We start from the raw sequence: 22,447 nt of genomic DNA, 5'->3' as shown, positions 1-22,447 counted from the left end.
ACTTTCACATATCGGCTGTGGACACATCTTGTGGATAACCTTCGGTCAGCCTGTGGATGACTGTGGAAAACTTGGGGACAACGGGCCTGGATCATTCACCTGCACGGTCAAGTGCGACATGATGTTGATATGGCGCGGATACCGGGAGTCGGCCTCGCGAAGGGTCTATCGGTGACTCTTCGTCACATGCTGCGCAAATCCGTAACGCAGCAGTATCCCGAGGTCAAGCCCGCCCTCCCGCCCCGCAGCCGCGGCGTCATCGCCCTGGTCGAGGAGAACTGCACCTCCTGCATGCTCTGCGCGCGCGAGTGCCCCGACTGGTGCATCTATATCGACTCGCACAAGGAGACCCTTCCGGCCCCTGAGGGTGGGCGTGCCCGCCAGCGGAACGTTCTCGACCGGTTCGCCATCGACTTCGCCCTGTGCATGTACTGCGGGATCTGCATCGAGGTGTGCCCGTTCGACGCGTTGTTCTGGTCGCCCGAGTTCGAGTATGCCGAGGGCGACATCCGCAACCTCCTGCATGAAAAGGACCGGCTCGCAGCCTGGACCCCCACGGTCCCCCCGCCCCCCGCCCACGACCCCGGCGCCGCGCCCCCGAAAGAACTCACAGCCGCCCCCCGCCGCCCAGCCACCGACCGCCCTGGCACCACAGCCCCGGCCACCGCCCGCCCAACCTCCGACCGCACCGGCGCCAACCGCCCCGACACCGCAGGCCCGGCTGCCGACCGTTCTGGCGTCGCAGGTCCGGCGGCTGACCGTCGCGGTGCCGCAAGCTCGACCGCTGACCGTCGCGACGCCGCAGGTCCGTCCGCTGACCGTTCCGGCGCCGCAGGCTCGGTCGCCGACCGGACCGGTTCCGCTGACCGTTCTGGCGTCGCAGGTTCGGCTGCCGACCGTCGCGGTGCCGCAGACTCCGCCGCTGACCCTTCCGGCGCCACCGGCTCGGCCGCCGACCGGACCGGTACCGTTGACCGCCCCGGCAGGCCAGGTCCCGCGTCCGGGCCATCGGCACCTGCTTCCGGGCCGCCCGCGCCTACATCCGGTCGGTCGGCGCCTGCTTCTGGCTCGCCGACACCGACATCCGTTCCGCCCGCGCCTACATCCGGTCCGCCGACACCGACATCCGGTCGGCCAGCACCTGCTTCCGCCCCGTCGGCACCTGCTTCTGGCTCGTCGGCACCCGCTTCCGGCCCGTCGGCGTCTGCTTCAGGTGGCCCGTCATCCACAGGCCGGCCGTCTGCCGAAGCGTCATCCACAGGCTCGGGCGAACCGTCGTCGCCACCCGGCGCGGGGGAGCAGAATTCTGGCGCGAGCCGGCGCGGGCGCAGGATGGCCGATCCCCGATCCATCCGCCCGCCCGGGCGGCTCGACCCTGGTGAGACAAGGGAGTCCGAGGAGGAGTCGTGACCGAGGCGGTGCCCTCCTACCTGTCACCCACCGGGCAAGAGATCGTCTTCTTGCTGCTGGGCGCGGTGGCGGTCGGATCCGCGCTGCTCGTCGTCACGACCAGGCAACTGGTCCACGCCGCCCTCTGGCTGGTCGTCTCCTTCGGCGCGCTGGCCGGCGGCTACCTGGTGCTGACCGCCGAGTTCGTGGCCTGGGTGCAGGTGCTCATCTACGTGGGCGCGGTGGTGGTCCTGCTGCTGTTCGGCATCATGCTGACCCGTGCCCCGATCGGCCGTTCCGCCGATCTTGACAGCGGCAACCGGTGGGTGGCGGCCGTGGTGGCGGCGGCGACGGCGGCCGTCCTGGTCACGATGGTGATCGACGGCTTCCGCACGGCGTACACACCGTTGAGACCCGGCTCCGGCGCCGCCAAGGAGCTCGGCGCCAGCGTGTTCAGCACCTGGGTGCTGCCTTTCGAGGCGCTCTCCGTTCTGCTGCTGGCCGCGTTGATCGGCGCCATCGTGCTGTCCCGCACGGACATTCCCGGGGGTTCGCCACCCGAGCAGACCGGGGGTTCTTAGTGCACATCGTCTACCCGGCGGTCGTCTCCGCGCTCCTCTTCTCCGTCGGCATCTACGGGGTGCTCGCCCGGCGCAACACGATTCTCGTGCTGATGTCGGTCGAGCTGATGCTCAACGCCGTCAACCTCAACCTGGTCGCGTTCGACGTGTGGCTGGGGGATCGGCTGCACAGCGGCCAGGTGCTCACGCTGTTCATCATCGTGATCGCCGCCGCCGAGGTCGGGCTGGGGCTCGCGATCGTCCTGGCCCTCTACCGCAACCGCCGTACGGTCGACATCGACCAACTCCGCGACCTGGCCGAATCCGATACGTCGGGCGACCCGGCAGAGCCCGCGGCGTCGGGTGGCCCGGCAGATCTCGGCACATCGGGCGACCCGGCAGATCCCAGCACGTCGGATGACCCGGCAAGCCCGCCGGCACGTCGGCTGGGCGAGCCTGCGGTGGCGGGCGACTCGGCTGCGACAGCCCAGCCCGTCAGACGAGGGGGAGCACTGTGACGATCTTCCCGCTCCTGGCCATAGCTCTGCCCTTCGTCGCGGCCTTCGCCGGTCTGCTGTTGTCGCGCTGGCCGCACCGACGCCCGGCGAGCACAGCGGGACCGGTAACGGGCTCGGGGGCCAATGCGCGGGCGGCGTGGATCGCGGTGGTGCCGACGGCGGCTGCCGCGGTCCTGGCGCTCTGGCTGGCCTGGGAGCCCGGTTTCGCCTTTCTCGAAGGTGCCAGACCGGGCCCGGCGGTCGGCCGCACCTACGGCACCATCGGCACCGGCGCCATCCCGATCTCACTGACCCTCCAGGCCGACGACCTGTCCGCCATCCTCGGCGTCCTGGTGACCCTTGTGGCGCTGGCCGTACAGGTCTACTCGGTCGGATACCTCCACGACGACCCTCGCTATCCCTCCTACAGCGCTTTCATCAGCCTGTTCACCAGCGCGATGCTGCTGGTGGTCTACGCGGGCGACCTCCTCGTCCTCTATGTGGGCTGGGAGATCATGGGCCTGTGCTCATACCTGCTCATCGGCCACTGGTGGGAGGACAAGGGCAACTCGCGAGCCGCCATCAAGGCGTTCCTGGTCACCCGGCTCGGCGACGTCGGCTTCCTGTTCGGCATCTTCGTGCTCGGCGCCGCCGCGGGCAGCTTCCGGATAGCGGATGTGCTGGCGAAGGTGCCCGAGATGTCCACAGGCACGCTGGTGGCCGCCACGATGCTGCTGCTCGCCGGGGTGGCGGGCAAGAGCGCGCAGGTGCCGCTGCACACCTGGCTGCCCGACGCGATGGCGGGCCCGACGCCCATCAGCGCGCTGATCCACGCCGCCACCATGGTGGCCGCCGGGATCTTCATCGTGGCGCGGCTCTTCCCCGCGTTCCAAGGCGCTCGCCCCACACTCGACGTGCTGGCCGTCCTGGCCGCCCTCGGCATGCTGGGCGCCGCCCTGGCCGCGCTCGCCCAGGACGACCTGAAACGCGTGCTCGCGTACTCGACGATCAGCCAGCTCTCCTACATGGCCGGCGGGCTGGCGGCGGGCTCCGACAGCGCGGCGATCTTCCACCTCCTCACGCACGGCGCGTTCAAGGCGCTGCTCTTCCTGTGCGCGGGCGCGGTCATCCACCACGTCGGCTCGAACCTGATGACCCAGATGGGCGGCCTGCGACGGGAGCTGCCGGTCACGTTCGTCACGATGACGGTTGGATTCGCCGCCCTCGCGGGGCTGCCTCCGGCGAGCGGCTTCTTCAGCAAGGACGAACTCCTGCTGGCCATGGACCACGCACTGTCGGGTGGCGGTCTGACGGACGCCGCCGCCCTGCTGCTGTACGGCTGCGCGCTCGCGACCGTCGCCGTCACCGGGGCGTACGCGACAAGGGCCTGGCTCCGTACCTTCTTCGGTGCGGCGAGAGTCGTCGCGCTCCCCGAGCCTGAGCCCGGCACGGCCCACGTGATCGACGTCCGCGAGGCGCCGCGGACGATGCTCGTGCCCATCGTGCTCCTCACGGTTCCCGCCCTGCTGCTCGGACTCGCCGGCGGGCTCCACGTGGACCTGGGGGTGGCGGCCATCGGCGTCGTGCTCGCGCTGCTCGGCGCCGGGGTGGTGTACGCGTTCTGGCGCAGTGACCCCCTCGCCGACCCGGCCCGCCTGCTCGGCCCTCTGCGTGTGCCCTGTGAGCAGGCGTTCTACGTGGACGGCGTCTACTCCGCCCTGTTCGTCCGGCCGGTACTGGCGCTGGCCAGGCTTGTGGTCAGGACGGACGACGTGGTCGTGGACGGGGCGGTACGCGGCTCGGGACGGTCCGCGCGAGGGTTGTCCGGGCTGCTGCGGCTCGCCCAGAACGGCAACGTCCAGCTCTACGTGAGCGGCGTGCTCGCCGGGGTCCTCTTGATCGTGGTGGGGGCGGTGGTGTTCACGTGACGAGCTTGCTTCCTGTCGCGTTGCTGGCCGTGCCCCTGCTCGGGGCGCTGCTGCTCCTGGTGGCGCCGACCGCGTTGCGCCCGTGGCTGCGGGTCTACGGGCTGGTCGTGTCGGGTGTCGCGCTGGTGCTCGCCGTGGTGATGGTGGCGACATTCGACTACGGCCAGGCGGCGCGGCCGCAGTTCGCCGTCGACCGGGAGTGGATCTCTGGGCTGGGGCTCCACTTCCACCTGGCCGTCGACGGCATCTCGCTGCCGCTGATCGCGCTGACCGCCCTCCTGACGTTCCTCTGCTTCGTCTACCTGAGCTGGGGCGACGCGCGCGGTCCCGGACAGTTGCTGCGGGCGAGAGCGGGCGGTGCGCGGCCTCGGGCGATGGTGTTCACGCTGCTCGTGCTCGAAGTCGGCATGATCGGTACGTTCCTCGCGCTCGACCTGCTGCTGTTCTTCGTGTTCTTCGAGATCGTGCTGATCCCGATGTACTTCCTGATCGCCATCTGGGGCGGCAAGGGCCGTCGCGGCGCGTCGATCAAGTTCATCCTGTACACGCTGCTCGGATCGGTCGTGATGCTGCTCGGCCTGCTGCTCGTCTGGGCGCGGACCGGCACGCTCGACATCGTCGCCCTCGGCCAGGCCCACGGCGCGGGCATGCCCAGAGCCGTACAGATTCTCGCGTTCGTGGCCATCGGCGTCGGGCTGGCGGTCAAGACGCCCATGTGGCCGCTGCACACCTGGCTGCCCGACGCGCACACCGAGGCGCCCACCGTCGGTTCGGTGCTGCTGGCCGGCGTACTGCTGAAGATGGGCACGTACGGCTTCGCCAGGATCGCCATCCCCGTCCTGCCCGAAGGGGCGGTGGCGGTGGCGCCGTGGCTGGGGGCGTTCGCCGTGGTCGGCATCGTCTACGGCGCCCTGGCGTGCCTCGCTCAGCGCGATCTCAAACGCATGATCGCCTACTCGTCCGTGGGCCACATGGGCTTCGTCCTGCTGGGCTTCGCCACGCTGACCACGGTGGGCGTCAACGGCGCCCTGTTCGCGAACGTCGCCCACGGCCTCATCACCGGCCTGCTCTTCTTCCTCGCCGGCGCGATCAAGGAGCGCTACGGCACGGCCGACATGCGAGTTCTCGGCGGCGGCATGCTGGCGACGCTTCCCCACCTGGGGTCGGTGCTGACCTTCGCGGCCATCGCCTCGCTCGGGGTGCCTGGGCTGGCCGGGTTCTGGGGGGAGATGCTGTCCCTGTTCGGCGCCTTCCAGCCTGGGGACGGGTTGCCGCGGGGGCTGTTTCTGACGTTCATGGTGATCGGCGGGCTGGGCGCGGTGCTGACGGCGGCGTACTTCCTCGTCATGCTGTCCCGCGTGACGCACGGCCTCCCTGAACGTGCGGTCCCGGCGGCAGTCGCTCGCTCGGGTGCGCTCGGCTCGCGCCCGCCTGGGCCTTCCGACGGTGGGATCGGGCGGCGGGGGTTGCGTGACATCCAGGGGTACGAGTGGGCCGCCTGGGTGCCGTTGATCGTGCTGATCCTGCTGTTCGGGCTCTGGCCCAAACTGCTTCTCTCGCTCACCACACCGGCCGTGCAGACCCTGCTGGGGGCCTTGTCATGATCCAGCAGATCGACTACTTCGTCATCGCGGTGCCGCTGGTCCTCGCCCTGGTGGCCGGGCTCGTGCTGATGCTCGACGCGTTCCTGCCCACCGGGAGGCGGACCCAGACCGGGCTCGGTCTGGTCAGTCTCGGGGGCATCGTCGTCGCGCTGGGGTTCGTCGTGGCGCAGGCCGTACGAGGTGGCGGTTCGCGGGCGACCTTCTGCGTTCCCGAAAGCCTCGCCACCGCAGCGGGGGCAGGAAGTGCGGCGGCGTGTTCGTTCGTGGTCGACCGGTTCACGCTGATCTTCGCGGGGCTGGTGCTGGTCGCGGCCGTCGTGGTCGTGCTGATGTCCATGTCCGAGCTGGCCGGAGGTGGCATTCCGGCAGGTGAGTGGTATTTCCTGGTGCTCTGTACGCTGGTCGGCGCGGTGACCCTGCCTGCCTCGCGTGACCTGATCATGCTGGTGGTGGCCCTGGAGCTGGTGTCGCTGCCGGTGTTCGCCCTCACCGCGCTCAAACGCTACGACGGGCGCTCCTCCGAGGCGGCGGTCAAGCTCTTCCTCGTCTCGGTCGTGTCGACGGCCGTCATGCTGTTCGGGGTCTCCCTGCTGTACGGGATCGCCGGGACGGTCTACCTCTCCCGTCTCGCCTCGGTGTTCAGCGGGACGGTGGCCGCGCCGGGTGCGGCGACGCCGGAGGCGCACTCGTCCCTGCTGGCGGCCGATCACGGACTGCCGGGCGTGGTCACGGTCGGGCTGGTGCTCGTCGTGGCCGGGTTCGCGTTCAAGATCGCCGCTGTGCCGTTCCACTCCTGGGCGGCGGACGTCTACCAGGGCGCGCCGGTCCCGGTCGCCGCGCTGCTTTCGGTGATCTCGAAGGCGGCCGGGTTCGCGGGCCTGATCCTCCTCCTGGTCGCCGCGTTGCCCGGACAGGCGTCGACCTGGACGCCCATCATCGCGGTCGTCGCGGCGCTCACCATGACGGTCGGCAACCTTCTGGCCATGCGCCAGCGCTCCGCCGTACGACTGCTGGCCTGGTCCTCGGTCGCCCAGTCGGGCTACATCCTGGCCCCGCTCGCAGTGGCGGCCCAGACCGGCGCGACGGCCGCCGGCCCTAGCCTGACCGTCGGTGCGGCGGGTGCGGCGGGTGCGGCGGGTGCGGCGGGTGCGGCGGGTGCGGCGGGTGCGGCGGGTGCGGCGGGTGCGGCGGGTGCGGCGGGTGCCACTGGTCTCGTCGCTGCCGCTGACGCTGCCGGTGCGGTCGGGGCGTCGGTGGCGTACCTCGTTATCTACGCGGCCATGAACCTGGGCGCGTTCGCGGTCGTCATGCTGGTGTCGCGGACGACCGCGCGCAACGAGCTGGACGACTATCGCGGCCTCGCCTTCCGCAGCCCGGTGGCGGCGATCGCGTTGGCGTTCTGCTTGATCTGCCTGGCCGGACTGCCGCCGGGGCTGGCGGGGCTGTTCGCCAAGGTGGTGGTGTTCCGGGAGATCATCGAGGGTGGGGCCGGGTGGCTCGCGGTCGTCATGGCCGTCAACACCGTGATCGGTCTGTACTACTACGTGGTCTGGACGGCACGACTGTTCACCCCGGTCGAGGCCGTGCCCGCCGGGGTCCGCCGGGCGGTGCCCGCTGTCTGGGTGGCCGTCGGGATCGCTCTGGTGGTGGCGCTCCTGTTCTCGGTCGCACCTCAGTTGGTGCTGGGGGTTACGTCGTTGTCCGCCTCCGGGTGATAAAGGGGACTCCAGGGCTTTGGGCAGGCGGTTCGGTCGCGCTGTGCCCTCGGTTGAGCACGACGGGGAACGATGGACCGGGGGATCGTCGTTGGACCGGGTGAACCCACACCACGAAGGGGGGAACCTTGCACCACAACGGTCTGCGCACCGCCATTCTGCTGGGCGGCCTATCTGCGTTGATACTCGCGGTGGGAGGGTGGTTGGGCGGCGGCACCGGCCTGCAGATCGCGTTCGTGCTCGCCATGGCGAGCAGTGGTGTCGCCTACTTCTTCTCCGATCGGATCGCCCTGTCGGCGATGCGGGCGCGGCAGGTCAGCGAGGTTGAGCAGCCCCTGCTCTACCGGATCGTACGGGAGCTCTCCACCGAAGCCCGGCAGCCGATGCCCCGCCTGTACATTTCCCCCACCGTGCAACCGAACGCCTTCGCGACCGGACGGAGCCCGCGCCAGGCGGCGGTCTGCGTGACGTACGGGCTCACCCAGCTGCTCAACCCGGACGAGCTGCGCGGGGTCATCGGGCACGAGCTGTCCCATGTCTACAACCGCGACATTCTGCTCTCATCGGTGGCCGGGGCTCTGGCCACGATGATCACTTGGCTCAGCTATCTGGCCGTGTTCTTCGGTGGGTCCGATGACGATGAGGGGCCCGGGTTCCTGGGGGCGCTGCTCATGATGGTCCTCGGGCCGGTGGCGGCGGGGATGGTGCAGATGGCGATCTCCAGAACGCGGGAGTTCCAGGCGGATGAGTCGGGTGCTCGGCTGACGGGCGATCCGCTGGCGCTGGCCTCGGCGCTGCGCAAGATCGAGATGGGCGCTCGCCGGCTGCCGCTGCCGGAGAACAGCCGCCTCACCTCGGCTTCCCACATGATGATCGCCAACCCGTTCAGCGGGTCGGGGTTCGGGCGGCTGTTCTCCACGCATCCGCCCACCTCCGAGCGGGTGGCCCGGCTGGAGCGCATGGCAGGCTACCGCCGCTAGTCCGTCACCCCACGCCCGGCTGGACTACGTCGGGCTCGGACAGTTGGATCGCGGCGGCCGGGCAGACGCTCGCCGCCTCGCGCACGGCCCGGTACAGGCGCGCCTGCGGTGTGTCGTCGAGCAGCAGCACGATCCCGTCGTCCTCGTCCTGGTCGAACACCTCCGGCGCGATCATCACGCACTGTCCCGCCCCGCAGCACTTGTCCCGGTCCACCGCCACCCTCATGATCGTCCCTTCTCCGCGGTCACCACCTGACGGGCACCTGCTGGAGCCCGCCGACGAGCAGCCCCTCGCGGCGGGCCAGCTCGCGGGCGGGAACGGCCAGCTCCAGAGAGGGCAGCCGGCGCAGCAGTACGGACAGGACGGTCTGCAACTCGGTGCGCGCCAGCGCCTGCCCCACGCAGGAGTACGGCCCGGCGCCGAAGGACAGATGGGCGTTGGGCGAGCGGCTCACGTCCATGTCGCCGGCGTCCTCGAAGGCCTGTCCGTCGCGGTTGGCCGAGGCCATGCTGCAGACCACCGTGGTCCCGGGCGGCAGCGTCGTGCCGCCGACCTCGATCTCCTCGGTGATGTAGCGCGGCATCCCGAATCCGGGGTTCGCGTCGAAGCGCAGGGTCTCCTCCACCGCCGACCGGACGAGCGACGGGTCCGCCAGCAGCCGCTCCCACTGCCGCCGGTCGGCCAGCAGCATCGCCACCATCTTCCCGATCATGTTCGCGGTGGTCTCGTGCCCGGCGACCAGGAGGCTCTGGCCGGTGCCCAGCACCACGGCCTCCGTCATCAAGTCGTCCTCCTCGACGAGGGCGAGGAGGTCGCTGATCAGGTCGTCACCGGGTTGTGCCTGCTTGGCGGCGATGTGCGCGGCGAAGTACTCGTTGAACTCGGCCTGCGCGGCGTCGACCTCCTTCTGCTCGTACTTCGAGAGGTTCATCAGCGTGTCGGACCAGTACGCGAACCGGAACCGGTCCCCGTTCGGCACCCCGAGCAGATCGCAGATCACCCACACCGGCAGCGGGAACCCCAGACCGGAGACGAGGTCGGCCGGCGGCCCCTGCGCCACCATCGCGTCGATCAGTTGCTCGCTCATCGCCGCCATCCGCGGCACCATGGCCGCGACGCGCTTGGCGGTGAAGGCCCTGCCGACCAGGCGGCGCCACCGCTGGTGCCCCTCGCCCACCGAGGCGGCCATACCGCTCCTGCGCGTGGCGAACGGCCCGCCGGACGCGTTGGCAGTGGTCCTGGCTGCGTTGGCGGCGTCCAGGTGGCGGGTGAACCGGGGATCGGACAGCACCTGCTTGACGTCGTCGTAGCGGGTCAGCAGCAACGCCTCGTCGCCGCTGGCGAGCCGGATCGGAGCCACCGGGCAGCCCTCGCGCAGGCTCGCCCACTCCTCAGGCGGCTCCAGGGCGGTGGGATTGCGGAACGGGTAATCGGGCGTGCCACTCACGGTGACCTCCTGATGGCCGATATGACCGCATTTAAAACAATTGCCTTATGGTCGTCAAGCAGCCGAATTGATCTTGCGCACGATGGCGGCCAGGTCCTCGGGGAAGTAGACCTCGTCGGTGGCCTCCAGCTCCTCGGGGCTCCACCACCGGTGACCCAGCGTGGTGGCCTTCTCGATCTCCTCCATGTACTCGTACGAGATGTCCACGTCCTCGGCCACCTGGATCGCGAAGAACGTCTGATCCTGGGTGACGGCGTACTCGGCGAAGAAGAACTCGATCGTGCCCGTCCCGTACGGCCCGGTGAGCTGGTCGGCGTCGGCCCGGATCCCGACCTCCTCGTGCAGCTCGCGCAGGGCGGCCTCGTGGAGCGTCTCACCGTCCTCGGCGGCGCCGCCGATGGTGAACCAGAACGGCTCGTCGGGCCGGGCGGGATCGAACCCGTGGAGCAGGAGCACCCTGCCCTGTTCGTCAATGGGCAGGGCACGGGCCGTGAAACGGCGCAGGGGGATCTTCGTCACGTCAATTGAGCTTATGCGCGTGTTCTCCGAATTGCGGCTTGGGCCCAGGGATCAGTGCCGGAGGTCGCGGCTCGGCCCGCTGAGCGAACGGAGCGTCTCCGCCTGGCGGGCGCGAACGGCCAGGTCGTGATCGAGCGCGGCGATCGTACGGGCTGGGGAGGGTTCGTCGCGCAGCTCGGCGGCCCGGATGCGGTCCAGGCGGAACCCGCGCCCCGCACGACGACTACGGCACCAGCCGATCAGATACCAGGAGCCCCCGGAGGCCAGCAACCCGCCCGGCTCGACCTCCCGCTCGCTTTCCCGGCCGTTCGAGTCCGCGTACCGGATCCAGACCACCCGCTGCTGTGCCACGGCCTGTTCGACGGCGGCGAGGATGCCCGGCACGGTACGGGCGGGCAGCACGTGGATCCGCTCCGTCAGCGTACGCACCTCCTCGGCGGCGGCCTCGCCGAGCGCGGCGGCCAGCTTGCGCATCGCGCCCGGACCGGCGGCCGAGAACGGGGTGGCATCCTCGGCTCCGGCCAGCGCCGCCGCCACCGCGAGCGCCTCCGCGGCGGTGAGGTTGATCGGCGGCAGGGCGGTGTTCCTGTCGATGAACCACCCGCCGTACTGCCCCGCCTCGCTCCGCACCGGCACACCGGTCTCCATCAGCGCTTGCAGGTCGCGTTGTACGGTGCGCCGCGACACCGCGAACCTGTCCGCCAGCCACCCGACCGTCCGGGGCCGAGGCGCGATGGCCCGCAACTCGTCGACCAGGGCATACAGGCGTTCGGTACGGTTCATGGCGCTAACAGGTTAGGCGAGGTGGCGTCGGATGAAGTCTTCCTGGTCCGCCAGCTCGCGGCGGGCCAGGGCCGTGGACTGCAGCGTGAACCCATGCCACCCCTCGGCCGCCACCACCAGCTCGGCCGCGTTCCCCGCCGCCGACCAGCGAGCCGCCATGAACAGCGTGTCATCCAGCACCGGATCGGCCGTGCCCACGGTGAACCGCGCAAGGGGCATCCCACTCAGCTCGGCGTAGAGCGGCGATATGTCGGGATCAAGGCGTTCCTCCACCTGCCGCCCCGGCAGCGTCTGATCGCGGAACCACTTGAGGATCGGGGCGTTGATCAGCCGGTTGCGTTCCCCGGCCCGGCGGCTGCTGGGCGTCCCGTGCGCCAGGTCGTACATCCCGAAAGACAACTGCGCGGCCCGGAACACCTCGCCGGGCACCAGGCCATGCCGGTCCCGCAGCCGCAGCAGAGTGGTGACGGACAGTCGGGCACCCGCCGACTCACCGCCGATCATCAGCCGTTCGGTCCCGAACTCGGCGGCGGCGTGCTCCAGCAGCCAGAGCGCGGCCTGCTCCGCGTCGTCCATCGCAGCGGGGTTGGGATGCTCGGGCGCCAGCCGGTATTCGACGCTGACGACGGCGATGCCGCAGTTGACCGCCAGATCACGCAGCCGCGGATCCTGGCCGTCCGCCGAGCCGATCACCCCACCGCCACCGTGGTAGTGCAGGAACACGCCTGCCAGCGCTCGCCCTTCCGCCGGCAAGAAGACCCGCAGCGGGATCCGGCCGTCGATTTTTCGCCAGCTCCCCTCCGGAAGCGGTGGCGCGGCCGGGAACCCGCCGCCACCCGAACGCTGGAAGGAGCGGGCGGCGGCTGGGTCATTCTGCACGTGGAGCGGGAGTTGGCGGTCGAGCAGCTCTTCGAGGCGGTCGTTGGCGGCTCGGGTCTCGGCGAGGTCGTCCGGGTCGAGTCCGGTGACGAGGATGGTGGGTGGGGTCATGGGACCAGGTTCGACCGGGGGCGCGACACCGTACTGTCACGGTTGCGTGGTGACCTCCATCACAACCGCCCCCGTCCCATCACCCGGCAGTCACAATCGATTTCGACACCGCGCGTCCGAAGCATCACGGTATGACGACACCTAACCTCGATCAGCCCACGTACGGTACGGAGCGAGTCTCGTCGAGGGCATGGGTGAGCCGCAGTCGCTGTGTGGGGTGCATGTCAAGGGTGTCGAACTCGTCGCGGTGGACCCACCGGACCTCGCTGGCCTCGCTCGTGGCATGGCTGTCGCCGCCGGTCGGGCGGGCTCGGAAACAGATGTTGAACTGTTGGCGGACCTCGCCGTCACTGTAGGCGATCACATGCCGGGGATCGCTGTAGATGCCGACCAGCCCAGTGATCTCGACGGCGACGCCGGTTTCCTCGATCACCTCGCGGGCCACGGCTTCGGCGATGGTCTCTCCGACAGCCATGACGCCGCCGGGGAGGGCCCATAGGCCGCTGTCGCGCCGACGATGCAGCAGGACACGACCTATGTCGTCGACGACCACCGCGGATCCGCCGGGGACGATCGTGTTCGGGGTCGGCGCGTTCGGGTCGTCGTAGTAGTCCGTTCGGGCCATGCCGTCGGCCCTACCCCGTGGTGGCGGACGGCAGTCGCTTGGCGGTTCCCCAGATCTGCTCGAACTGGTCGGCGTAGCGACTGAAGATGCCGTGCGGGCTGAGCCGGCGCAAGTGCAGGGCAGGGTGCTGGTAGCCGCGGGCCCGGTACAGGTAGGGCGTGACGATCATTTGCTCATCGAAGCGGTAGACGGCTGAGTACAGGTGGACCTGGTGCAGGCTGACCTGGACGCCGGGTACCTCGCGTAGCTCTTTCAGGTGGTTGAGTGCGTTATGGATCCGGCCCGGCAGGGTGCCGCCGAGCTGCTCCAGGTCGTCGCGCTCGCGCACGTGTGCGCACTCAGGGTCGGCCAGCGCGACACGTACGTGGGCTCCGTCGGCACACTTTGCGGCGATGACCTTGCACATGTCGACGTGCTGCTCCCAGATGAACAGGAAGCTGTAGCCGACGATGTCGATGTGGCGGTGGGCGCGGAGTAGGAGGGCTTCCCACAGCTCGGAGGGGATGTCGACGCGGTGGCCATAGGCGCCCATGACCTCGCCCGTCGCGGCGCTGCCTGGAGCCTGGTCGGGCCGGGCTGCGGGCCACAGGGAGCCTTCGGTCTCATTGAGGCGCCGGGCAATGGCGAGCCTGTTGCTCGGGTGGGGCATTCGGCCGTTCATCCAGCGGGTCACCGTCTTGACGTCTACGCCGGCCGCCTGGGCGAGTTGCACGGGGGTGACGCCTGCGCGGAGCATCGCTGTGCGTAGGCGATCGTTCACGGGGGGCACGGGACGTTTATACGGCAGAAAGACGTCCGGCAAACGTCCCACGGGGACGTTCAGGTGTCCTTCCTAGTTCCGGAACCTATGAAGCGTGCACCAGGACAGACACGCGCCTGTACCTCCCACAGGAACGCCTGCTCAATCGTTGGCCGCGGCCGACGTGCAGGTGCCGTACATCACCCCCCACAGCGCTGAGAAGGTCGACCTCGGGGTTGTCTTCGCCCGCTACAACGGCGCGACGGACGGGCGCAGACTGTCCTACCCGGACCCGAACGATGACGACTGGCAGATGGGTGTGCTGTGGGCCCGCCAGGAAGACCATCGACGCGGTGCCCCTTTGTGGGATCAGGTGCACAGCCTGCGGCAGCGCGAATGCATGCTGAACGAGCTATGCCAGGTATGCAGGGAAACCGCGAGGGAGCCGTCCAGCGGACGCCTGTGGTGGGTCTTCCCCCGAGCTGTGCCCGTGGCATCCATGTACGTCACCAAGCCTGCGACGTGTGCGGGATGCATCCCCAAGGCGATCGCGTTCTGTCCGCGCCTTCGCATCGAAGCGCACATCTACACTTCGAACGGCGTGTACGAGCCGTACGGCGTGCTGGGCGACGTCGTCACCCTATCCACCGACGGAGCGACCGGCCTGAGCCGCAACCAGGACGTCCCGCTGGACGCATTCCACCGGCTCGAATACACACTCGCGCGGGCTCTCACCGTGCACGTGCGGGATCTGCGCCGAGAACCGATCCCCAGAGCAGGGCCCGCGACTGGTCTGTTGGCCGCAGTGCGAACAACGAGAGGCAGCTGACCTCGGAAAACTAGTCGTCAGGATCGCCGAAGGCTTCCCGGATCTTGGCCGCCCCGTACTGGCCCGAGGGATTGCAGATCGGGCACGCGCATGGCGGTCTTCCGTGTGCGTCCGGTATGTAGCGCCACCCCGTCACCTGATTGACGCTGCGGATGTGGTGGATCTCGTCAGCCCGGATAGACCGCGAGACGAAGAACTCGTACCCGCGTGCATCCGGCTGCCCCGCGATCAGCGCCGCCGCTTCGGAGCTGGCCATCTCGGCGGGGAACCGGCTGTAGTGGCCGACCTGCACCGGTTCTTCATCGGGTACCCGGAAATAGACGGCGACGAGCGTACGCTGTCCGCCTCGCCGCAGCTCGCGGACCCACTGATGGGTGATCTGGTACGACGGGAGCACCGGCAGGCAATAGACGCCAGAGACCCCCTCATGCCCACCGCTCACCGCACGGATGCCGCTGCGCCGCATCGACCGAGTGTTCTTGGCTGCGGTGATGTGAACGAGCATGGTCATCGTGACAGGCTCCTGGCGAGATCGGTTAGACGGTTTCTTCGTGGAAGATGCCCCTATCGCGTGGCCGCGCAGGACAGCGGTGGCGAGGCGGTGGTTCTCCTGGGCGCCGCCGCCACCACCGAAGGAGAAACGGCGACGAGTGTAGCTGTAGGCGATGCCGCTGCGGGGATCCGCGAACGCCTACGCGCCCACCGCGCCGCTGTGGCCGAAGGCGTCGGCGCCGAGAAATGGATGCTGAATGTGCCGGGCCTCGGAACCGAGCAGGAAGTGATCGCGCTCACCCATTACCAGGTCGATGCCCCAGGAATGGAGCTTGGTGAAGCGAGTCGCCGGTGACGCGGCTACATGCCGGCGTCGGCCAGTACGCCTTCCTCAGCGCTGACCAACTCGGCGATGGCGCCGAAAAAGGCGGCGATGCCCGGCAGGTTGGCGCCCTTGGCACGCGAGGCAGCGAAGTCTTCCGCCGAGCGCCATTCGACAACATCCAGCCACTCGTCCCCGGGCAACCGCACCAGACGGGCACCGAGGAAGCCCTCCCGGTCGCCGCGAAAGTCGGCCAGCATCGCCGGGCGTGCCGCCAGCATCGCCTCCGCATGGTCAGGGCGCACCTTGAAGCGGGTCAGTTCGACGGTTGTGCTCATGGGTTCCTCCTCGGTCGCGGTAGCTCGCCACGGAGCCCCTCGGGTTCCGCCGGGGTCGAGGTGGGTCGGCAGGCCGCGGCTCATGACGGACCCCGGCGGGTGACCGTGCTGGCCACCTGCCGCTGATGGCCGTGCAGATCGACCAGGACCACGTCGCCTTTTCGCAGAAAGGGCAGCACATCGGGCCGCCTGGTCGCATATCTGGTCTCCAGCGGCCGATGCTCAACACGTACCCAGGAGAGCGGGCCCGAGGCACAGGGAGGAAACGCGTGCCCTCGTGGACGGCGCGCTCGGCCGTGTGCCCCGGATGTGCCCTCCGCGATCTATGACGTACGGCGGGCGCCCGCTACCGGTAATTCACGAACTGCAGGGCGATGTCCAGGTCCTTGCCCTTGAGCAGGGACATGACCTCCTGGAGATCGTCCTTCTTCTTCGAACTGACCCGGAGTTCCTCACCCTGAATCTGGGCCTTGACGCCCTTGGGTCCCTCGTCGCGGATCAGTTTGGAGATCTTCTTGGCGTTCTCCTGGTCGATGCCCTCCTTGAGGGAGACCAGCATGCGATATTCCCTGCCGGACAGCTTGGCCTCGTCCGCGTCGAGAATCTTCAAGGAGAGGCCTCGCTTGATCACCTTCTCCTTGAACACGTCGAGCGCGGCCCCGGCTCGCTCCTCGCTGTTGGCCTTGATCTCGATACTCTGACCGGACCAGCTGATGCTCGCTCCGGTGCCCTTGAAGTCGAAGCGGTGTCCGATCTCCTTGACCGTCTGGTTCAGCGCGTTGTCGACCTCCTGGCGGTCGATCTTGCTGACTATGTCGAAAGATGAATCGGCCAAAACGCACATCCTCTCGCTGCGTAAGCATTAGGCGGCATCCGGTTCCAGTTCTTGCGGACCTCGAAACGCGCCCCTCTGCGAACGCGGACCCCAGCGTACGAGCCTAGCCAGCATCGGCGCGTCGTGCAGGGCGCCAGGCCTTGATCCACGCACCACGCCGAAGGATCATCGGCATTGCCTGCCCATTGAGGCAGTTTCCGATCGAGTTGGTAGGCGTCAGCGAGTGATCGGGGCCAGCTTCGGTCGTACAGGGACGCTGTCCATGAAGAGCGTCCTTGAGCGGTTGGGATGCGGGCCGTGCCACCACATGATGGAGGTGGTCCAGCGGCCGGGCCAGGTACGGCGCTGGGGGGCCATGGCCAAGATGACCAGCTTGATAATCGGCAGTGGGTCTTCGACGGCCGCATGGGGGACACAGCGCACGCCCTGCGCACCTTCTCGGAGCATGCCGCCGAGATCAAGGCCGTGATTCCGGCCGAACGCCTGCTCGTCTTCCGGGTGAACCAGGGCTGGGAGCCAATGTGCGATTTCCTTGGCGTTCCGGTGCCGGAGGAGCCGTTCCCGCAGGTCAACGATGCGGAGATGCTCGCGAGGATGGCGCGGTCGGTGGCGAGGACGCTGCCGTTTTGGCGGAGCAGGTAAGCGGGATCCGGCGTGGGACAAACCGGTGTCACGTGTACCTCTGAAGTCCGCTATTCTTCTTTCTGTCGCCGCGAGAGCGGAGGACGAGGCAGGTTGCCCGAGTGGCCAAAGGGAGCGGTCTGTAAAACCGTCGGCTCAGCCTACGCAAGTTCGAACCTTGCACCTGCCACACGCTGTAAGCGCAGCTCAGAGGCCCTTTCGAGGGCCTCTTTGCATTTCCGGGATGTGCAGCCGTGAGCAGCTCTGAGCGGCCGTTTGCCGCTGGTCACGGGATATACGCGGGATGAGCCACGGGGCGTTTTCCCAGGTAGACGCCCGTGATCCGGGCTATTCGCGGGATGACACGGCCCTGCAACGCCGAAAGGCCCCGGGGGAAGCCGGAGCCCTTTGAGGAGTGCTGCTCGTGATCTCATGTGGTCAGTACGTCCGCTATCCGCCGGTTGACGATCTCCTCCTGGCCGTCGATGCACTTGGCGTAGACACGCAGTAGGACGTCCACCCCGTGGCCGGCGCGGGCTGCGACCTCCGGAGCCGGTACGCCGCCATTGAGCCAGAGCGAGACGGCCGCGTGCCGTAGGTCGTACGGTCGCCGGGCGAGCGGTGAGGTGACTTGGGCAGGAGTGAGGGCCAGGGTTCGAGCCTCCTGCCAGACCTCGGTGTAGGCCGTCGAAGCGACCACTCCATCCCGTTCGCTACGGAACAGCCGCCCATCGGGAGCGAGGCCGAACTCTTCGATGTGTTGCCGAAGGATCTTGACCAGCTCAGGAGGGATCGGGATCCGGCGGATGTCATCCACGCCTCGATGCTTGAGACCGCGCACCTCGTGAGCGTCACCCGTGTCGGTCCACCTGCGGTTCACCTCGGGGCGCGAGACGTCGAGCGTAAGCCGTCCCCAGCCTTCCGGGGGGAGGTGGCAGTCCTGCTCGCGGAGGCTGACTGCCTCGCTGGGCCGGAGCGCGGCGAAATACAGGCAGGCGAACATGGCCATCAAGCGCTGTCCCCGCCCTTTCCCGCCACGTTGGCGCTTGCCGACGTAGGTGAGCGCCACGAGCAGTTCCCGGGCCTGGCGAGGGTTGACCACGACGCGCGGGTCAACGGTTTCGGTGGTTTTGGGAAGCTTCCACTTGATGCGGTGCAGCGGGTTGGAAGGCAGCTCTTCCAGCTCGACCGCGTACTCGAAGACGTGGTGAAGGACGGCGCGCTTGCGCTTGATCGTGTTGGCGCCGGCCTTTTGGCCGTCGAGGCGGAGCGCGAGGGCATCCAGGGCCGGGCGGACGGCCTTGGTCTCGTTGAGCTCCTCCATGTTGAGCGACGCCCCCTCCAGCCAGCGGACGGCTCGCGCGATGTCGGTAGGCATCGCGGGTCGCTTGTCGTCGGGCAGCAGAACGTACTTGCGCAGCGCGGTTCGGAGGGTGGCCGCATCCGGCCGCCCTGCCTTGTCCGTCATCAGTGCTGGGAGAGCCGTCGCCAGGGCATCGGACATGCTGTCGCGGCTCTTGGCAGCCGCGTGTGGCCAGCGCGCCTCGACATACGCCTTCACGAAGTCGAGGACTGTCCGCGCGTCCTTGGCCTTGATCATCGACTCGGGAAGGCCGGTCTCCAGGTCGAACGCCTCACCGCGCCTTGCAGCCTGGCGCAGGTCGGTCAGGAAGCTTTCGCCGAGGGCCTTGGTCTTGTAGGTCTTGGACTTCTCCCGGCCGCCGACCTTCCAGCGAGCCTCATAGGAGGGTGACTTGCTGGACTTGTTCCGGCGGATCTCCCAGAACTTCACGTCGTATGAGGTCGTCACGCTGCGCTCCGGAGGGATTCGAGCCACGTTTCGAGGTCGCTGCGGTAGATGCGGAGTTCGCCGTTGGGCAGGCGGAAGCCCTTCGGTGCCTTGCCGATCTCGCGCCAGCGGTAGAAGGTCCGCCGGGAGACCCCGCCGAGCTCGTCGAGGACCTGGGCGACGGTGAGGAGTTCGTCTCGCTTCACGCCGCCACCTCCTCAGTTGCCGAAAGATCTTGGCCGTCTGCTTGGGCTTGGAGTTGGGTCATGTGGGCGCGCCAGCGTTGGCGTTCGGCGACTGACCGGAGGAGGCGGATGGCGAGCGGGGCGACGTTGGCGTCTCCGGCCGGGGCGGGTTTCCAGATGTAGCGGCGTGGGTCGGTCGGTTCGTTGGGCTGGCCGAGGGCTGCCAGGACCCAGGTGCGGCGGTCCTGCTTGTGTTCGGCGAGGGTCTTGTTGGACCACTTGCGCGAGACCAGGACGCGACGGCCCGCGTAGCCGAGGTGGTCGGGCTTGTGGGCCTTGCTCTGGCACCGGCCGGGGGTTATCCCCGGTTTGGCGTCCTTGGGCTGTACGCCATAGCGCAGCCAGTTCGGGCAGGCCGAGGAGCAAGGTTCGAAGCGCAGCGCCTCAACCATCCGGGCGGCGTGGTCATGCTGAGCGGGGTTGTCCGGGTCGAGGCTGTCGGAGAGCGACTTGGTGAGGTACTTGGACAGGTAGCGGATGCACTGGTCGGCGTCCGGAGTGCCGGCGAGTACGCCTTTGACGTCGATCTGGTCGCCGAATCGGATCATGTGGAGCGGTTCGGCCGCGTCGTCGGCGTCGAGCTGGTCGAGTGCCTCGTCCCAGGTCGGCAGCATCTCCCCTGTGCCGGGGTCGAGGTAGCCGACGCCGTCCTCCCACACCGGCAGGCGGTCACCCTCAAAGAGCACCACGTCGGCCGGTGGCCACCACACCTGGTGATAGGTCGCGGCGGCTATCTGCTTGACCTCCGCGCGGGCCAGGGTGCCGCGCACAGCCATGTGCAGGTGCGGCGCGAGCCGCTTCTGAGGTTCCACGGTGGCGAAGTACTGCACGTCATACCCCGCCACCCGGCGAAGGTTCTGCACGAACCGGTCGACCAACTTGGAGAAGTGCAAGGCGTCCCGAGCGGCCCGCGCGTAGTCATAGGTCTCCGGATCCACCGGGACGCCGTCACGCACCTTGCCGTAGGAGGGCAAGGTGAGCGTGACGAACAGCGAGGGCCGGTAGACCTTGCCGTCCGAACTGGTGAACGTCCGCCCGAGCGTCGTCGCAGCCATCTTGCGTTTGGGCAGATTCGGCGCGTCCTGCCGCCGCCTGGTTGAACGGGTGCGCTTGGGAACGGTACGGCCGAGCACGGTGCCGCGCATGCCCGCCTCGTTGATCTCGACGTCCACGCCCTGGATGGCGGCGTCCCAGTCGGCGGTGTCCTCGCCGAGGGCTGCGGCCTGGTCGCGGCTGGCCTGGAGGTCGGCGCGGAACTCGACCAGCCACCGCTGTTCCTTGCTCGGCCTATCCGGGGTTATGGCCGGCTCGTGGTCGAGGTGCCAGCCCTCCCGGCACTGAGCCCGCCGGAGCTGCCGGTTGCGCTTGGCGCACGGCGGGCATTTGGCGTCGAGGGTGGCCCCGCACGGCACGTCGACGATCTCCCAGTGGCCGGTGTGGGTGTCGAGGCGCTTGAGCGGCACGGGCCGGATGCACACGCCGTACTGCTTGGCGACCTCCACGGCCACCTCACGGGCCAGCGGCATGGCCTGCCGTACGGCACGAGGCAGGTCAGTCATGGCCGCTCCCCTTGTCCTCTGCCAGGTCGGCGCACAGCCGGAACAGGCCGTTGTACGGGTGCTTGAGTGTGCGGGCTTGGAGCAGGGCGAAGACGCGCAGCCGGGGAAGGTCGCGGGAGGTGAGCAGGACCATGAGGGGGCGGCCCGCGACGAGTTCGAGTTCTTCGGCGGTGCCGTGGAAGCAGACCTTCATCAGGCAGCGTCCTTTCCGGCGGCGAAGGTGGCGGCCATGTCGCGGATGTCGGTGTCGGAGACGTAGGCGGCGCGGACCCGGATCGGGTCGGGTGAGGTTTCCAGCCGGACGTAGCCGACGCCGGCGCCGAGTTCGGGGACGGGTGAGATGTGGTCGGCCAGGGCGCCACGGTCGCGTGCGCCGTCGCCGAGGACCATGTCCACCTGCTCTGACTCGTCCAGACGGAGGGCGATCTTGTCGGGGAACAGGTTGCGGATGTTCATGACCTCCTTGCGCGGGTCCTGGAGTGCTGCCAGGACGCCCACTCCCACCGCGCGACCCTGGGTGGTGAGGGTGGCCAGGGCTGCGGAGATCCGGCGTCTCAGCTCTCTGTCGGACTGGTAGGCGGTCAGGAACGCCACCTCGTCGACCACGACCAGGACGAAGGGGTCTTGCTCGGTCGGGGTGTGGGAGCGCTGGAGGCCGGCGAAGCGGGCGGCGCGGTTCTGCATCACGTTGACGGCCTGGTCGAGCAGATCCGCGCAGTCCTCGGGGGTGGCCGCGTACCGGTCGCCGAACAGGGCCCGGCCGAAGGACAGTTCCATCAGCTTGGGATCCAGTGCCCAGATCTCGACCAGGCCAGCCTGTACGGCCGGGAGGAGGCCGCGGATGGTGGACCAGATGATCGAGCCCTTGCCTGCTCCGGTGGCGCCCGCGACGAGGACGTGTGTGCCGTGCACTTTGAGGAGCCACGGCCGTCCGTCCTCCTGCTTGCCGATCTCGACCGGTCCCACGGTCGGCGCCTCAGGCAGGGGGAGGGCGGCCAGTGGTACGGCGAGTGGATCGGTTCGCGGGAAGGTGAGTTGAAGGTGGCCGCCCCTTGTGATCGCCACCCGGCAGGATGGCGCGCCGAAGCCCTGGGCGAGGTGGTCGAGACGGTCGGCCCAGTCCTTGACCGACTGTCCTTTGAGCATGCGTACGGTGACCAGGTCGGCCCATGCCGTGCAGGTGAGCTTGCCGAGGCGGGGCAGGTAGTCGCGGCCCCACAGGTGTCGTCCCAGCCCGGAGACGATCATGACGGGTTGCCAGTGCCGCTGGTAGATCCAGGTCAGCCGCCACCAGGCGAGCAGTCGCAGGCCGATCAGGCGGGTGAAGCTCAGCCGGTCGGTGAAGGCCCAGGCGAGGAGGCCGGTGGGGACGGGCGCGAGGAGCAGAAGAGCGGTCTGCCAGCCGTACGCCAGTGTGAGCGCGCCGGGCGTCGACGTGAGGAGGGTGGCGATGGGGTGGCGCCATACGAGCCGGACGCAGCCGGTGAGGATACGCCAGGTGAAGATGATCAGGGTGATGATGGCGGGAGTCCGGATGACGGCCGGGCGGAAGACGACGGCCGTGTCGGGCGTGGTGGTGACGAGGTTGCGCGCCTCATCCCCAGGCAGCCGCTTGAACATATGCTTGGAACCTCTCGTGA

25 protein-coding genes, 1 tRNA gene and 2 pseudogenes are annotated in these 22,447 nt (G+C 68.8%); 12 read left to right on the top strand and 16 right to left on the bottom strand.

What is annotated here, in order from left to right; all coding sequences use genetic code 11:
- Positions 1 to 129: 129 nt before the first annotated feature.
- Positions 130 to 444 (top strand): annotated as a pseudogene (locus tag KLK06_RS62630) (4Fe-4S ferredoxin); the annotation flags it as partial.
- Between the two features lie 655 nt (positions 445 to 1,099).
- On the opposite strand, the gene KLK06_RS38250 reads toward KLK06_RS62630, so the two are convergent.
- Positions 1,100 to 1,255 carry a hypothetical protein gene (locus KLK06_RS38250; protein WP_214640712.1) on the bottom strand — a complete coding sequence of 52 codons (156 nt, stop codon included), beginning with the start codon at positions 1,253 to 1,255 and terminating at the stop codon, positions 1,100 to 1,102.
- 151 nt (positions 1,256 to 1,406) lie between these two features.
- Here KLK06_RS38250 and KLK06_RS38245 point away from each other — a divergent pair, with 151 nt between their 5' ends.
- From KLK06_RS38245 to htpX, 6 genes and pseudogenes are all read left to right on the top strand, one after another.
- A complete protein-coding gene (locus KLK06_RS38245) occupies positions 1,407 to 1,970 on the top strand; it encodes an NADH-quinone oxidoreductase subunit J (protein WP_214640532.1) in 564 nt (187 codons plus the stop codon).
- Positions 1,970 to 2,254, top strand: a pseudogene (gene nuoK, locus KLK06_RS63225) (NADH-quinone oxidoreductase subunit NuoK); the annotation flags it as partial. The gene KLK06_RS38245 and the pseudogene nuoK, both read left to right, overlap by 1 nt.
- A gap of 209 nt (positions 2,255 to 2,463) precedes the next feature.
- On the top strand, positions 2,464 to 4,374 hold the full coding sequence (locus KLK06_RS38235) for an NADH-quinone oxidoreductase subunit L (RefSeq protein ID WP_214640531.1): 1,911 nt from the start codon (positions 2,464 to 2,466) through the stop codon (positions 4,372 to 4,374).
- The gene (locus KLK06_RS38230; protein WP_308168636.1) at positions 4,371 to 5,978 is read left to right on the top strand and encodes an NADH-quinone oxidoreductase subunit M; all 1,608 of its coding nucleotides are present in this window, start codon (positions 4,371 to 4,373) and stop codon (positions 5,976 to 5,978) included. The genes KLK06_RS38235 and KLK06_RS38230 overlap by 4 nt, the downstream gene beginning before the upstream one ends.
- Complete coding sequence (locus KLK06_RS38225) at positions 5,975 to 7,693, top strand: NADH-quinone oxidoreductase subunit N (RefSeq protein WP_214640530.1); 1,719 nt, start codon at positions 5,975 to 5,977, stop codon at positions 7,691 to 7,693. The genes KLK06_RS38230 and KLK06_RS38225 overlap by 4 nt, the downstream gene beginning before the upstream one ends.
- Before the next feature lie 128 nt (positions 7,694 to 7,821).
- Entirely contained in the window at positions 7,822 to 8,673 is an 852-nt protein-coding gene (gene htpX / locus KLK06_RS38220; RefSeq protein ID WP_214640529.1) for a zinc metalloprotease HtpX, read from the top strand.
- A 4-nt stretch (positions 8,674 to 8,677) separates the two neighbouring features.
- On the opposite strand, the gene KLK06_RS38215 is transcribed toward htpX, so the two are convergent.
- From KLK06_RS38215 to KLK06_RS38185, 7 genes are all read right to left on the bottom strand, one after another.
- Positions 8,678 to 8,899: a ferredoxin gene (locus KLK06_RS38215; RefSeq protein ID WP_214640528.1), complete on the bottom strand. Its 222-nt coding sequence runs from the start codon at positions 8,897 to 8,899 to the stop codon at positions 8,678 to 8,680.
- 19 nt (positions 8,900 to 8,918) lie between these two features.
- A complete protein-coding gene (locus KLK06_RS38210; protein ID WP_214640527.1) occupies positions 8,919 to 10,121 on the bottom strand; it encodes a cytochrome P450 in 1,203 nt (400 codons plus the stop codon).
- Between the two features lie 54 nt (positions 10,122 to 10,175).
- A complete protein-coding gene (locus KLK06_RS38205) occupies positions 10,176 to 10,640 on the bottom strand; it encodes an NUDIX hydrolase (protein ID WP_214640526.1) in 465 nt (154 codons plus the stop codon).
- Positions 10,641 to 10,691: 51 nt separating this feature from the next.
- A complete protein-coding gene (locus tag KLK06_RS38200; protein WP_214640525.1) occupies positions 10,692 to 11,423 on the bottom strand; it encodes a YafY family protein in 732 nt (243 codons plus the stop codon).
- 12 nt (positions 11,424 to 11,435) lie between these two features.
- Positions 11,436 to 12,413: an alpha/beta hydrolase gene (locus KLK06_RS38195; RefSeq protein ID WP_214640524.1), complete on the bottom strand. Its 978-nt coding sequence runs from the start codon at positions 12,411 to 12,413 to the stop codon at positions 11,436 to 11,438.
- A 151-nt stretch (positions 12,414 to 12,564) separates the two neighbouring features.
- The gene (locus KLK06_RS38190; protein WP_214640523.1) at positions 12,565 to 13,038 is read right to left on the bottom strand and encodes an NUDIX domain-containing protein; all 474 of its coding nucleotides are present in this window, start codon (positions 13,036 to 13,038) and stop codon (positions 12,565 to 12,567) included.
- A 10-nt stretch (positions 13,039 to 13,048) separates the two neighbouring features.
- Positions 13,049 to 13,798 (bottom strand): helix-turn-helix domain-containing protein, encoded by a 750-nt coding sequence (locus KLK06_RS38185; RefSeq protein WP_214640522.1) that lies wholly within the window; start codon positions 13,796 to 13,798, stop codon positions 13,049 to 13,051.
- Positions 13,799 to 13,946: 148 nt separating this feature from the next.
- On the opposite strand from KLK06_RS38185, the gene KLK06_RS38180 reads away from it, so the two are divergent.
- The gene (locus KLK06_RS38180; protein ID WP_214640521.1) at positions 13,947 to 14,606 is read left to right on the top strand and encodes a hypothetical protein; all 660 of its coding nucleotides are present in this window, start codon (positions 13,947 to 13,949) and stop codon (positions 14,604 to 14,606) included.
- Between the two features lie 10 nt (positions 14,607 to 14,616).
- Here KLK06_RS38180 and KLK06_RS38175 read toward each other — a convergent pair whose 3' ends face one another.
- Positions 14,617 to 15,117: a hypothetical protein gene (locus tag KLK06_RS38175; RefSeq protein ID WP_214640520.1), complete on the bottom strand. Its 501-nt coding sequence runs from the start codon at positions 15,115 to 15,117 to the stop codon at positions 14,617 to 14,619.
- Positions 15,118 to 15,177: 60 nt separating this feature from the next.
- On the opposite strand from KLK06_RS38175, the gene KLK06_RS38170 reads away from it, so the two are divergent.
- On the top strand, positions 15,178 to 15,453 hold the full coding sequence (locus KLK06_RS38170) for a hypothetical protein (protein ID WP_214640519.1): 276 nt from the start codon (positions 15,178 to 15,180) through the stop codon (positions 15,451 to 15,453).
- Positions 15,454 to 15,458: 5 nt separating this feature from the next.
- On the opposite strand, the gene KLK06_RS38165 is transcribed toward KLK06_RS38170, so the two are convergent.
- Both KLK06_RS38165 and KLK06_RS38160 read right to left on the bottom strand, forming a co-directional pair.
- Positions 15,459 to 15,758, bottom strand: coding sequence for an antibiotic biosynthesis monooxygenase (locus tag KLK06_RS38165; RefSeq protein WP_214640518.1), 300 nt, complete (start codon positions 15,756 to 15,758; stop codon positions 15,459 to 15,461).
- 346 nt (positions 15,759 to 16,104) lie between these two features.
- On the bottom strand, positions 16,105 to 16,602 hold the full coding sequence (locus KLK06_RS38160; RefSeq protein WP_214640517.1) for a YajQ family cyclic di-GMP-binding protein: 498 nt from the start codon (positions 16,600 to 16,602) through the stop codon (positions 16,105 to 16,107).
- A 253-nt stretch (positions 16,603 to 16,855) separates the two neighbouring features.
- Here KLK06_RS38160 and KLK06_RS62620 point away from each other — a divergent pair, with 253 nt between their 5' ends.
- From KLK06_RS62620 to KLK06_RS38150, 3 genes are all read left to right on the top strand, one after another.
- Complete coding sequence (locus KLK06_RS62620; RefSeq protein ID WP_308168634.1) at positions 16,856 to 17,062, top strand: hypothetical protein; 207 nt, start codon at positions 16,856 to 16,858, stop codon at positions 17,060 to 17,062.
- Positions 16,999 to 17,235, top strand: coding sequence for a sulfotransferase (locus KLK06_RS62615; protein ID WP_308168633.1), 237 nt, complete (start codon positions 16,999 to 17,001; stop codon positions 17,233 to 17,235). Before KLK06_RS62620 ends, KLK06_RS62615 begins: the two co-directional genes overlap by 64 nt.
- A gap of 87 nt (positions 17,236 to 17,322) precedes the next feature.
- Positions 17,323 to 17,404 (top strand) — tRNA-Tyr (locus tag KLK06_RS38150).
- A 240-nt stretch (positions 17,405 to 17,644) separates the two neighbouring features.
- Here the strand turns inward: KLK06_RS38150 and KLK06_RS38145 are convergent.
- Genes KLK06_RS38145 through KLK06_RS38125 form a run of 5 tightly spaced genes read right to left on the bottom strand, consistent with a single transcriptional unit; the run spans position 17,645 to position 22,427 of the window.
- On the bottom strand, positions 17,645 to 19,024 hold the full coding sequence (locus KLK06_RS38145) for a site-specific integrase (protein ID WP_214640516.1): 1,380 nt from the start codon (positions 19,022 to 19,024) through the stop codon (positions 17,645 to 17,647).
- Positions 19,021 to 19,209 (bottom strand): AlpA family transcriptional regulator, encoded by a 189-nt coding sequence (locus tag KLK06_RS38140; protein WP_214640515.1) that lies wholly within the window; start codon positions 19,207 to 19,209, stop codon positions 19,021 to 19,023. The genes KLK06_RS38145 and KLK06_RS38140 overlap by 4 nt, the downstream gene beginning before the upstream one ends.
- Positions 19,206 to 20,807, bottom strand: coding sequence for a helitron helicase-like domain-containing protein (locus tag KLK06_RS38135; RefSeq protein ID WP_214640514.1), 1,602 nt, complete (start codon positions 20,805 to 20,807; stop codon positions 19,206 to 19,208). Before KLK06_RS38135 ends, KLK06_RS38140 begins: the two co-directional genes overlap by 4 nt.
- Positions 20,800 to 21,000 carry a hypothetical protein gene (locus KLK06_RS38130; protein ID WP_214640513.1) on the bottom strand — a complete coding sequence of 67 codons (201 nt, stop codon included), beginning with the start codon at positions 20,998 to 21,000 and terminating at the stop codon, positions 20,800 to 20,802. Before KLK06_RS38130 ends, KLK06_RS38135 begins: the two co-directional genes overlap by 8 nt.
- Complete coding sequence (locus tag KLK06_RS38125; protein ID WP_214640512.1) at positions 21,000 to 22,427, bottom strand: FtsK/SpoIIIE domain-containing protein; 1,428 nt, start codon at positions 22,425 to 22,427, stop codon at positions 21,000 to 21,002. Before KLK06_RS38125 ends, KLK06_RS38130 begins: the two co-directional genes overlap by 1 nt.
- Positions 22,428 to 22,447 lie beyond the last annotated feature (20 nt).

It is taken from the genome of Nonomuraea sp. NEAU-A123, assembly GCF_018603905.1.
In the GTDB taxonomy this organism is placed as follows: domain Bacteria; phylum Actinomycetota; class Actinomycetes; order Streptosporangiales; family Streptosporangiaceae; genus Nonomuraea.
This window is presented reverse-complemented; position numbering and strand designations above follow the sequence as displayed.